Raw genomic sequence first — 11,658 nt, forward strand, 5'->3', positions numbered from 1 at the left:
TTTTCCTTACCAGTGTTGACGAGGGAGCACTAGCGTGAGCGCCTGGGATATCTCCCCCGGTGGAGTGCGTGATGTCCTGAATCGCACGCATGCCGCGGCCGCCCCGTTCGAGGGGCAGATGAAGAACTTCAACTCGGCGTTGGAGGGTTCTGCCGTCCAGTCGAGTTCGGAGATCGTCGGGCAGGCGCTTCAGGGCTTCGTGGAGTCGATCCGTACCGACCTCGAGTTCGTGTTCACTCGCACGGGGGCGTGTATGAATGCGGCGGCGCAGGCGACGAACGCCTATGTCCAGGGTGATCTGGACATGGCCGCCAACGCGCAGCGCAGCGCCTCGGCGGCACCCGACCCGTCGGCCACGATGCCGGGGCCGGGCCGTCAGGCGGTGCCGCGATGATCAATCCGGGGGAGATCCCGCAGATTCCGGGTGACATGGACCTGCTGGCCACCCACGCACAGACGATCAAAACCACCGGCGTCGACTTCGCCAACACCGGTCAGGCTGTCGACACCACCTGGCAGGGGTTGGCCGCAGTCTACGAGGCCCCGGAGGCGGCGCAGTTGTTCGCCGCGTCCGGCCCGATCCGCACCGTGTCGGCGTCGGTCGGCGAGGACGTCCAAGCCGTCGGCACCGCCCTGGCCACGTACGCCACCGAGGTCAAGGAGATCAAGGCCCAACTCGCCGCGCTCAAGGGTCAAGCCGAACAGTTCGTCGCCTCCACCACCGGAGACGAGGACTGGCGCGAGGACGAAGGCAAGGTCAACCAGCACAACGGGTTGATCTCCGCGGTGAACACGCAGGTCGCCGCGTTCTTCGAAGCGCAGCGCAAGTGCGCCAACACCATCAACGCCCTCTACGGCGGCCGTCAGTACCGCGCCGACAACGCCGACGGTAAGGCCGAAGACGGCGAGTACGGCTTCGACGCCGACACCCTGAACGCCGCTGCCGGTGAGGACGGGGCGTTGCCCTGGGGCAGCACCGAGGAACACGACCGCGGCTTCCTCGGTGACGTCGGCGCGTTCTTCGGCGGCATCGGCGAAGGCTTCGTCACCATGCTCGGAGACCTCGGTGCGCTGATCGGCCGCGACCCCACCACCGGCGAATGGAGCTGGGACACCGCCGGCCAGGCTTGGTTGGGCCTGGGCAAGTTCGTCTGGGCGGTCTCCATCTACATCAACCCGGTCACCATCGTGATCGACCAGACGGTCGGCATGCCGTTCATGGAGAAACGCGAGGCCGGCAACCTCCTGCTCAACGCGGGTAAGACCATCATCGCCTACGACATGTGGGGCGAGGACAAGTCGAGGGCCGGCGGTCTCGCCGCGTTCAACATCGTCTCTGCCGTCCTCGGCACCAAGGGCGCCGCCTCCGGCCTGCGCGGCGCCGGCGCAGCGGTCAACAGCATCCGGGGCAGCGCGACCGCCGCCCGCATCAGCGCCGGCTTGGTCCGCGTCGGCAACTGGCTCGACAACCTGCCCACCGTGGGCGAGGTCGCCATCAACTTCGCCAAGAAGTTCGACATCCAGATTCCGCAGCTCGGTCTCGTGCCCTCCATCGCGGGCGACGCGCCGGTCGGGCGCAGCTTCGACGTCGAGATGCCGAACGAGCGCGGCGGCAATCAGATGAACATGGATGGCGGCAACAACCCTGGAGGCAATAACCCGGGTGCCAACAACCCAGGCGACACCCCACCCGTTCGGAACGTGCCGGAAGACAACCCACCGGCCACGAACCTGCCGAACGACAACACGCCCTCCGGCAATCTCCCGGACAACAACACACCGCCGGGCAACCTGCCCGACAACAACACACCGCCGGGCAACCTGCCCGACGACAACACTCCCGGGAACACGCCGGGCGACAACACGCCTGGTAACACCCCGGGTGGAAACACGCCTGAGGGCAACACGCCCTCCGGCAACGTCCCGGACAACAACACGCCACCGGGCAACCTGCCCGACGACAACACTCCCGGGAACACGCCGGGCGACAACACGCCTGAGGGCAACACCCCCGACGCGAACGGGCCGGACGGGGTCAGTCCAGACCGGGGGCGGGACCTCACGCCGACCGAGCAGCAGCGATTGCTCGACCAGGCCGATCGGCTCGGTCCTGGAGCCAGGGCACAGGTGGAGAACCTGCTCGCCCGTACCGACCTGCCGGACGGCATGGCCAACCAGGCCGCCCGGGACTTCCTGGACCTTCAGGACTCCGGGCGGCTCGCGGGTAGTGTCGACCGGCAGGCGGACATCTTCCGGGACACGCTCGACAACCTGAACGGGGACCGTTCCGCCTTCGATGGCGCGGCGACGGAGTTGCGCGCCGCGAACGAGGTGCTCCAGAGCGGGGATCTCGCACCGGGAAGCAAGATCGGCCTGAACGTCGTCGCCGGCGAACGAGTCAACCTGGGCAACGGTACGGTCGTCGACACCGGTCGCATCCCGGAGGCCGATCTGGTCTACCAGACTGCTGACGGCAACGTGCACGTGGTCGAGGTCAAGGCCAACGCCCAGACCGTCGCGAACAAGTTCCGATCCGACCCCGCTCAGTTGGAGCGCATGCTCGACTGGCGTGACGGCGCGCCAGGACGGGAGGTGAGCATCCGGGTCGGCACCGACGATGGTTGGACAGGGCTCTTCAGTCGCACCGGCAACGACCCGCCACAGATGGCGATCGAACGGCTCGCCGACCAGAACGTACCGATCACGTTCGGCGGGCGTACCTTGTCGGGGGAGCAGTTGACCGCACTGCACCAGGCCGTGGAGCGGGCCGCGGTCGATCCGGCGCATCCGATGCGCAAGCCGGGCCCCTGGTTCGCCGAGCACCTGCCGAATCTCGACGCGGCGCGTGACTTCCTCAGGCCCTACGGAGTTGATTTCCTGTGACCGGTCCATGGGTTGCCCCCGAACTGCTGGCCGCCCTGCCAGTTCCATGGCGGTTGGCGGATCCCGTCGAGCGTGGCAAGGCGACGCGAGAGCTGCCGCCCGACCCGCAGCAGCGGGCTGAGGCCGTACGGGCGTTGGAGTTGTGTCTCGCCTACCTGGTGGACGTCAAGGACCGCTACGGCGACGAGACCGACTGGGGTCTTCCCCGCGCGTTCTTCGACGACTACTGGTTCATCCTGTACGCGAGGCTCAAGCAGTCGATGCCGACCCTCGCTGACGTCACACCCGAGAGGGTCCGTGACTGGGCTGAGGCGTACCTGGACGCGGAGGACGTCTTCGACGCGACCTGGACGACGCCGCCGGACGAGGTCGTCGACCGCGTCGGTCGGTCCTGGGCTTTCTTCATCCTGCAGGGGGCGACGGAAAGCCTGGTCCGGTGGCTCCGCCAGGTCGGGCCCGATCACCTGGACGATTCGGAACGAGCCCGAGTGGTCGACCTGCTCAAAGAGGCGACTCCTCGTCTGCAGTGGCGCCTGACGGTCATCACCATTCCGACGATCCTCGATCTCGGCGGCCCCGACGAGAAGGGCTACTTCCATCGCCTGGCCAACGAGCCGGGCCTGCACGAGAAGACCCGTGCAGAGGCGGAGAGTGTCAGCTCGTTCATCGACCGCACACACGAACCGATCTAGTAGGAGGCGGCCCGCCGCGCCGCCTCCCGGGGTCGGGCACCACAGCGTTCAGCCGGTGCCCTGGCCTGCGGTGCTCAGGCCGTACCTGCGCAACACCGCAGTGAGGTTCTCGTACGGGGCCCCCGGCCCTCTGTCCACCCTGTACCACCACGCCCGGCGTGCGCCCCGGCCGAGCGCCCGGCCCGGGACCACCTCCGGCTCGGAGTCGAGCGCCTGTTCCTGACGGCCGACCAGGATGCCCAACGGCAGTGCCGGAAGGCTCGGTGTGCTGGACCGTAGCCCGCCGGACCGGCCCGGGTGCACTGTCACGATCATGCTGCGCACTGTCGTCGCCAACGTCTCGGCGAGTGTCTCGACCGTCTCCTCGTCGACCGCCGACAGCGGAGGGCCGGCCAGCCGGAGCTGTTCGCGGACGCCGACGTCGACCCGCTCGACCGTCAGGACCCCGAGTAGCGCCGAACCGCGCTCCCCGCCGACGATCGTCACGCTGGACGGTGCCGGTGCCCGCGTACGGCAGAACGAGGTGAGCTCGCGGCGCGACCACCGCTCGGTCACCGGCTCGGCGACGCCCCACCCGGCCGGGTCGTCGCCGGTGAGGGCGCGCACGGCTGTCTCGGTGCTGGCGCCGAGGTTCAGGGCCTCGGTGGCCGGGTGCAGCGTGACGATCTGGATCTCCAGGCCGCCGGACCACGGCACGGCGGTCGGCAGCGGGCCGCCGGTGGGCGACCCGTTGGACGCCGAGAAGCGTCGGCCGTCCCAGTGCAGGGACAGCCCGGTGAGCCCGTCGCGGTACTGGTCGCCGGCGCGCACCACCCACTGCCCCTGCGCCTGGGCCAGCATCACTTCGAGCGGGTACGTGATGGAGCCGTCTTCGGGCGTGACGATTTGAAGCAGCAACCCGTTGCGGACGGCGTCGACCGCCGCTTCGGCGAGCCAGGGCGAGAGGCCGACCACCGCGCGGTTCTGGTGCAGGACGACGGCTCGGTCGGTGATCGTGTCGGTCGCACCGGTCATCGGTTCGCCCATGTCAGTCCTCCCGTTATCGATACCAGCGCGGTCGTGAAACGGCGGGTCACCTCGGCGGCCTGCGGGTCGCCGTCCGGTGCGCGGCTCTCCACCCACCAGACCCGGCCGCCGAAGGAGTCATCCAGCGCGACGCCGAGCAGCCGTTCCGCCTCGCCCGGCACCTGGACCAGCCGCGCGGTCTCGACGGTCAGCAACAACCGACCGTCGGCAGGGTCGAACAACTGCACCAGCCCGGCAGCGTCGACTGTGTCCATCTTGAGGTCGGAACCGACCGCGACCAGGGCGCCGATCATCGTGGCGGCGTCGGGCTCGGAGCGGCACAGGGCCACCGTGTCGTACGTCATCAGTGCTCCTTGGTCTCGCCGAGGTACGCGGTCTGCGTCATGCGTGGGGAGTGACCCGGGCGGATGAGCTGCCCGCGGCCCACCGGTAGGACCGTCGGCCGTACCCCGGTGAAGAGTTGGCCCTCCGTGCGGTCACCGGACATCAGCAGGCTCAGACAACCGGCCTCGCGCACGGCCAGTGGAAACGGCTCGAACAGGCCGCGCGAGGCACCGGCCACCCGACGTGTCATCACGACGTGCAGGCCGGTGTCGCGTGCGGCCGCCACGTAGGGGACGAACGCGCCGAGCGGTTGGCTGGCCGACGCGGCGAGGATGTCGTAGTCGTCGATGAGCAGCACGATCCGGTGCCGCGCCGACGCGGACGGCTGTCTCGTCGCCAGTTCCTTGCACACCGCCGCCGACAACTGCTGGGCGAGCGTCGCGTTGGTGGCGTATCCGCCGCAGTACGCGTCCGGCACCACGTCGGCGAGCCCGCGGCGCGGGTCGAACACGGCGAACACCAGCTCGTCGGAGGAGTACTGCCCCATCAACTCCTCGGCCACGAGCTTCAAGAGGTTCGTCTTGCCGGTGCGGGGGTCGCCGAGGACGAGGAAGTGCTGGTCCTGGCCGAAGAGGTCGAGCACGGCGGGGCTGAAGTCGCTCTCGAACCGGCCGAAGGGGACCACCCCGTGCCCGGCGGGCGTGTCGGCGAGGTCGGCCAGCGGAAGTACCGCGGGGAGCACCCGCACGGGTGGTGGCAGTGGCCCGGACCACGATCCGCGTACCGACTCGGCGGCGGAGACCAGACCGGCGTTCGCCGGATCCGGCCGGCCGTCGAGGCGGGGCAGGGCGACCTGGGCGAACAGCTTGCCGCTGGTCAGCGCCCGCCCGGGCTGGTCGGACGGGATGCCCCGGGCCAGCCTGCCGTCGATGCTGGACTCGGCGGGCTCGGTGAGCCGCAGCTCGATGCGGTTGGCGAAGGCGACCTGCTGGGCGGCGCGAACCTCGTTCCACCGTCGGGCGGTGCCGATGACGTGGATGCCGTAGCGGCCGCCTCTGGCGAGCAGGTCGTGCACCTTGGGTTCGAGGCTCTCGAACTCGGTGTTGAGCTGGCCGTACCCGTCGATCAGCAGCACCACGTCGACACAGCCGACCTCCGCGCGTACGCGTTCGTCGGCGGCACGGAGGTCCTCGATGGTGTCGAACTGGTGCTGGGTGTAGATCCGCTGGCGTTGCGAGAGCATCGCGTGCACCTCGTCGACGGTGCGGCGGATGCGCTCCCGGTCCTCACGACTGGCGACGCCGCCGACATGGGGCAGCCCGGTGAGGCCCGACAACCCGTTGCCGAGCAGGTCGATGCCGTAGATACCGACGTCGGTCGGGCGGTAGGTGGTGGCCAGACCCAGGGCCAGGGTGCGCAGCGTGGTCGTCTTGCCGGTGCCGGGCCCGCCGAGCACGAGTGCGTTGCCGCCGCTGCCGGCCAGGTCGACCAGCCAGGGGCCCTGCCACTGGCGGGCCGGATCGTCGAGGCGGCCGAGCGGCACCGGCAACCCGGCTCCGGCCTGCCCGGCGATCTCCAGCCGGAGCCCCTCCGGGGTGCTGCGGATCCCTCCGGCTGCCTGGTCGAGGGTGAGGGCGGGCGGCAACGGCGGTAGCCAGATCGCCTGGACGCGTTGGTCACTCGCGGCCATCTGCTCGACCACCGTGGAGAGCAGCGTCGGACCGGTGGTGCGCTTGGTCGCCTTCGGCTCCTCGGGTACGCCGTCGTCGGTGTCCCGGCGGACGGTGCCGAACACCGGCATCGGCTTCGCCATCGGGCCGACGATCGGGGCGAGTTCGGCGTCGGCGCCGTCGGTGAGCGGGCCGGACACGTAGGCGGCCTTGAACCGCTGGTAGATCGAGACGTCGACCTTCAGGTACCCGTTGCCGGGTAGCGGCGGCAGCTGGAACGCGTCGACGGTGTCGAGGACGGTGCGCGACTCCATCTCGGTGAGCGTGCGCAGCCCGAGACGGTAGGCCAGGTAGTTTTCCAGGCCGCGCATCTTGCCCTGCTCGACCCGCTGGCTCGACAGCAGCAGGTGCACCCCGATGGATCGGCCGATCCGACCGATCCGGAGGAACAGGTCGATGAACTCCGACTTCGCGGCGAGCAGCTCGCCGAACTCGTCGATGAGCACGAGCAGGTGCGGCAGCGGGGGCAGGGTGCTGCGCTCGCCCTGCACCGCGCGCAGCAGGTGGTACTCGACGATGTCGGTGACCTTGCCCGCGTCCGCGAGCAACTGCTGGCGGCGCTGCACCTCACCGTCGAGGCTGGTGTACATCCGTTCCACCAGCGCGGCGTCCGCGACCAGGTTGGTGATCAGGCCGGAGACGTGCGGCATCTCGGCGAACGGCGCGAACGTCGCACCGCCCTTGTAGTCGACGAGCACCATCGCCAACCGTTCGGGCGGATGGCTGGCCGCCAGGGCGAGGACGAGCGTCCGCAGCAGCTCACTCTTGCCCGACCCGGTGGCGCCGACACACAACCCGTGTGGGCCCATCCCGAGCTGAGCGGATTCCTTCAGGTCGAGCAACACCGGTCGTCCCACCGGATCCACCCCGATCGGCACGCGCAGGAAGTCGCGCTCACCCCGCGGCCGCCACAGCGTGGCCAGATCCAGGTTCGTGGGATCGGACAACCCCAGCAGGTCCTGGAAGTCGGCCGGCGGGGTGCCGGTGCCGTCGTCGTACGAGTCGGCCGACAGTCGCAGCGGTGCGATCCCCCGGGCGAGGCCCTCCACCAGCGGCACCGGCACCTCGTCGACAGTGCCGACCACCGTCATCGGCGGCGACGCGGTGAGATCCTCCAGGGTCAGCGAACCACCGTCGAGGGTGATCCGCCGGGAGATGTCGCCTGGCTCGTGCAGCCGGTCGGCGAGCAGGTGGACGACTGTGACACCGAGGCTCCCGAGGCCCACGAACTGGTCGGGGCTCGCCAGCGCTCGGGCCACCCCGCCGTGGGCGTCGTCGATGACCAGCAGCCGCGACCGCGTACGGGCCTCGGCCCGGCCGGCGTTGTGGCGGAACGACTTGAGCGCGTTGGTGGCGCGCTCCTCCAGGTCCGCGGCGAGGAGTTCGGCGAGCGTCTCGGGAGCGGTGACCAGGAGCGGGGTCGGGCCGCTCGGGCCGATCGAGGCGCGGTCGAGCAGGTGCGGCAGCCAACGGGCCCACTGCCAGGTCGTCGCCCGCTCCGGTGTGGTGACGACCGCGAGCGTCACGTCGTCGGGGGCGTGGAACGCGGCGACCTGCACGAGGACGGCGCTGGCGAGGGCGACCACCTCGTCGTAGTCCGGGGAGATCACGCTGACGTCACCGGCGCAGTCCAGGTCGACCCGGACCGGCAGCCCGGGCGTCAGCTCGAAGCGGCGCATCAGCGACTGTGCCTCGTGACGCATGAAGGGGTCGAGCGGGTTGGTCGGTGTGCTCTGCTCGCGCAGCTGGATCGGCCGGACCGGTAACGCGCCCATGCCCACCCGTACCCGCAGGAAGTCGACGTCGGCACGACGGCGCTCCCACAACCGGGCCGGGCTGCGGATGACGTCGAGCAGCCGGCTGACCGGCGGGTCCAGCACGGTCGCCTGTTCCTGAAGACGTTGCTCGTCCTCGCGGAGCTGCTCGCGTAGCTCTTCCAGGTAGTCCTGGTAACGCTCACGCTGGACCCGGCGCTGCCGACCGGCCTTGCCGAGCTGGGTGAGGTACATGGCTCCGGCGGCGGCCAGCGCGACGACCATGACCACCGCACCCAACGCGGCGAAACCGGAGCCGCGCAGGAACATCATCATGCTCATCGCCACGCCCGCGCCTGCCATCGGCAGCAACGCCTGCAGCCCGACCGCGGATCGGCCGTCGGGGAGCTGCGGTGGCGCGTCCAGCACGAGCGGATCCATCGTGGACGCCGGACGGGCGACCCGGGTGGGGCGGTGCACCATGCGCGTCGACATCAGGGCGTCCTCCGGTCACATCCGCCGGGCCGTGGCCAGCGCCAGGCCGGCCGCGCGGGTCGCCTCGACGAGTGTCGCCTCGCCGATCCGCGACGGCGTGATGAGCGCCCCGGCCGCCAGGTGCCGGTCGTAGGGCAGCACCACCACCGGCACGCCGGTGTGTTCGATCAGTTCGCGGGCGGCGTCGCCGAGAAGCGCGGCGCGGCCGTCGGGATTGCTGGTGCTCAGGACGACCACCACCCGCGCCAGCCACGACCCGTACCCGCCGTCGATGATCCGGCGCAACGCCTGGTAGGTGGCCCGGACCCCGTCCGGCGTCCCCGCCGCGACGAGCACCACCGAGTGCGCGTCGGCCATCGCCGCCGCCGCGGTGCGGGACTCCAGGCCGGGCGGGCAGTCGACGACGGCGACCGCGAAGAGCCGCGACAGCGCCCGCGTCACCTCGCTGCACAGCGTCGGGTTCGCGGTGCCGCTCGGCAACACCCACAAACCCGTTCCGGTACGCGGAAGGAACGGCTCGAGCGCGTGGAGGTCGCCGCCCCGGGCGGCGATCAGATCGGGTGCCAGCCTCTCCAGGGGCGGCTCGCCCGGCGCGCCGAGCCGCCAGGTCAACGAGCCCTCGTACGGGTCGGCGTCGGCGGCGAGCACCGGATCGGCCCGCCGCGCCGCGAAGACCGACGCCAACACCGCTGCCACGGTGGTCTTCCCGGCCCCACCGTGCACCGAGGCGACCGCGATGCGCCGCCCGGTGTGGACCGGCACCTGCACCTCGGCCGCGAGGTCGGCCAACTCCCGGGTGGCCTGTCCACTGGTGAACATTCGGCTGACGCTGCGCCACAGTCGCCGCGGTGCCGGATCGCCGGGACGGATGCGCCGCACGAGCGACAGGTCGTCCAGCTCCGGCCCGGTCGGCTCGCCGGACACCCGTGGTGTCGGAGCCGACCGGGGTGGTGCCGACGCCGGCTGGCGAGGAGCCGCGGCAGGGGTGGTCGAGCCTCCCGGCACCCGCAGTTGTGGTGGGTGCGGTCCGTGCCCCCCGGAATGGGTCGGCCCGGGAACCGGTGGAGCACTCATGCCACCGCCTCAATCAGAACGTGTCGAGAAGTCGCGAGTAGAGCCCGAACACCCCCACCGCCACGGGGATCAGCGCCATCACGGTCAGCGCCTCGACGCGGTCGGCGTACTGCCGGGCTCGCGCCAGCGCGTGTGGTGGCGGCCGGTAGGCCAGGATCACCAGGGTCGCCGCGCAGAAGGCCAGCGCCACCAGCGCCGGACCCCACCAGGCACCGGGTGCCTCCCGTGCCCAGCGGGCCAGCAGGCCGCCCGCGATGACCAGCGCGCCCGCCACCAGCCCGGCCACCTCGACGGTCAGCGGGAACGCTCGCATCCGCAGCAGCAGGGCGGTGGCCACCAGCGCCGCCAGCACCAGCGCCCAGGGGCCGGCCGCGGCGGCCAGGACAAGGCCACCGAGCGCCGCCGACGTCGCCGTCGCCAGCGTCGCCACGGCCAGCCCTCGGTGCGCGGAGTCGACTGCGGCCAACACCGCGACGCGGCTGACCAACTCGTCGTTGCTCCGCCGGTCGTCGAGGCGGGTGAGCCCGGACGCGATCATCGCGACCCGGGGCAGCAGACCCAACATCCCCACCGACACGATCGTCAGCACCGCCGCGACGCGCTCGGCGGGCACGGCGAGCGCGAGGGGTACGCCCCAACCGGCCACCAGGGTCAGCAGCGTTCCACCACCGAGGACGCCGGCCCGGCGGTTGCCCGTCACCGCGCCCACGGCGAGCACGACGCAGCCGACGCCGATGGCCCAGAGCGCCCAGCGCACTGTGTGCCCGCTCGTCAACCCGGGCACCATGGTCATCGTCATCGCGGCACCGCTGAGCAGGACCGCGATCCCGACGGCCCGCCTGCCTACCAGCCCGACGAGGAGACCGGCCAGCGCGACCACGCCCCCGATGACGGTGACCGCCACCGCCCCCAGCCGTGGGGCGGCGAGCACCGCCGCCATGCTGGCGGCGACCAGGCAGACCGCGGTGGCGGTCCACATCCGCGCGGTGGTGCCCCATCGCCCGTGCCGCCGGGCGAGATCGTCGCCGACCTCGTCGGCGACGTCGTGCACGATCGCAGCCGGTGGAGCCTCGGAGATCGGGTCGACCCTCAGCATGGCGCCATCAGGGACGGCCGCCTGCCGCAGGCTGCCGCCCGGATCGAGCACGGTGCCGTCGAGGGTGCTGATCTGGTAGCCCCGGGAGTCGTCCATCGGCCGGTGCCCGACCATGGCGACGATCTCGGGCAGCAGCAGACCGAGCGGCTCGTCGGCCGGCAGCACGAGGTCGATGCGCCGGTGCGCCCCGGCCAGGGTCACCCGGCTGAGCTGGCCTGCGGCGCTGGAAGACTGCGTCTGGGTCATCGCGCCGCCTCCGACTGGGCCGGTGGTGGGTTGCGTGCCTTCTGCTGGTCGGCGATCACGCCCTGGAGGAAGGACCAGCCCACACACCCGGCGCAGGCCACAGCCGCCAACACGAGCCCGATCCGCAACCAGCGGAAGCCGTCACCGGTGGCCCGGACACGGCGCTGCCTGCCCCACAGCAGCAGCTCACGCATTCGGGCACGGCGGACCGCGACCGACTCGATGAGCTGGGTGTCGTATTCACGAGCCACGGCCCGATTCTATCCACGACCGCTAATCCAACGGGGGTGACGATTCGGTGGCGGCGCCGCGCCCAACTGGTCGTTTCTCATGGACGG

9 protein-coding genes are annotated in these 11,658 nt (G+C 71.0%); 3 read left to right on the forward strand and 6 right to left on the reverse strand.

Going from position 1 to position 11,658, the window contains the following annotated elements; genetic code table 11:
• The first annotated feature begins 34 nt into the window (after positions 1-34).
• From O7616_RS04335 to O7616_RS04345, 3 genes are read left to right on the forward strand one after another with little or no spacing between them, the layout of a single operon-like run.
• Positions 35-394, forward strand: a complete 360-nt coding sequence (locus O7616_RS04335; RefSeq protein ID WP_282305708.1) for a DUF6507 family protein — start codon at positions 35-37, stop codon at positions 392-394.
• On the forward strand, positions 391-2,883 hold the full coding sequence (locus O7616_RS04340; protein WP_282305709.1) for a hypothetical protein: 2,493 nt from the start codon (positions 391-393) through the stop codon (positions 2,881-2,883). The genes O7616_RS04335 and O7616_RS04340 overlap by 4 nt, the downstream gene beginning before the upstream one ends.
• Positions 2,880-3,575, forward strand: a complete 696-nt coding sequence (locus tag O7616_RS04345) for a hypothetical protein (RefSeq protein WP_282305710.1) — start codon at positions 2,880-2,882, stop codon at positions 3,573-3,575. The genes O7616_RS04340 and O7616_RS04345 overlap by 4 nt, the downstream gene beginning before the upstream one ends.
• A gap of 48 nt (positions 3,576-3,623) precedes the next feature.
• On the opposite strand, the gene O7616_RS04350 is transcribed toward O7616_RS04345, so the two are convergent.
• From O7616_RS04350 to O7616_RS04375, 6 genes are all read right to left on the reverse strand, one after another.
• On the reverse strand, positions 3,624-4,601 hold the full coding sequence (locus O7616_RS04350) for a DUF6177 family protein (RefSeq protein WP_282305711.1): 978 nt from the start codon (positions 4,599-4,601) through the stop codon (positions 3,624-3,626).
• Positions 4,586-4,945: a hypothetical protein gene (locus O7616_RS04355; protein WP_282263846.1), complete on the reverse strand. Its 360-nt coding sequence runs from the start codon at positions 4,943-4,945 to the stop codon at positions 4,586-4,588. The genes O7616_RS04350 and O7616_RS04355 overlap by 16 nt, the downstream gene beginning before the upstream one ends.
• Positions 4,945-8,904, reverse strand: a complete 3,960-nt coding sequence (gene eccCa / locus O7616_RS04360; RefSeq protein ID WP_282305712.1) for a type VII secretion protein EccCa — start codon at positions 8,902-8,904, stop codon at positions 4,945-4,947. The genes O7616_RS04355 and eccCa overlap by 1 nt, the downstream gene beginning before the upstream one ends.
• Positions 8,905-8,919: 15 nt before the next feature.
• Entirely contained in the window at positions 8,920-9,723 is an 804-nt protein-coding gene (locus O7616_RS04365; protein WP_282305713.1) for a hypothetical protein, read from the reverse strand.
• A gap of 268 nt (positions 9,724-9,991) precedes the next feature.
• Entirely contained in the window at positions 9,992-11,320 is a 1,329-nt protein-coding gene (eccD, locus tag O7616_RS04370) for a type VII secretion integral membrane protein EccD (protein WP_282305714.1), read from the reverse strand.
• Complete coding sequence (locus O7616_RS04375) at positions 11,317-11,571, reverse strand: hypothetical protein (RefSeq protein ID WP_282263841.1); 255 nt, start codon at positions 11,569-11,571, stop codon at positions 11,317-11,319. Before O7616_RS04375 ends, eccD begins: the two co-directional genes overlap by 4 nt.
• Positions 11,572-11,658: the final 87 nt, after the last annotated feature.

This window comes from Micromonospora sp. WMMD964 (assembly GCF_029581455.1).
Lineage (GTDB): Bacteria > Actinomycetota > Actinomycetes > Mycobacteriales > Micromonosporaceae > Micromonospora.

Excerpts from the sequence above, each read along its gene's own strand:
- eccD (WP_282305714.1), bottom strand. The coding sequence starts at position 11,320 with ATGACCCAGACGCAGTCTTCCAGCGCCGCAGGCCAGCTCAGCCGGGTG.
- O7616_RS04355 (WP_282263846.1), bottom strand. The coding sequence starts at position 4,945 with ATGACGTACGACACGGTGGCCCTGTGCCGCTCCGAGCCCGACGCCGCC.
- O7616_RS04350 (WP_282305711.1), bottom strand. The coding sequence starts at position 4,601 with ATGGGCGAACCGATGACCGGTGCGACCGACACGATCACCGACCGAGCC.
- eccCa (WP_282305712.1), bottom strand. The coding sequence starts at position 8,904 with ATGTCGACGCGCATGGTGCACCGCCCCACCCGGGTCGCCCGTCCGGCG.
- O7616_RS04365 (WP_282305713.1), bottom strand. The coding sequence starts at position 9,723 with ATGTTCACCAGTGGACAGGCCACCCGGGAGTTGGCCGACCTCGCGGCC.
- O7616_RS04340 (WP_282305709.1), top strand. The coding sequence starts at position 391 with ATGATCAATCCGGGGGAGATCCCGCAGATTCCGGGTGACATGGACCTG.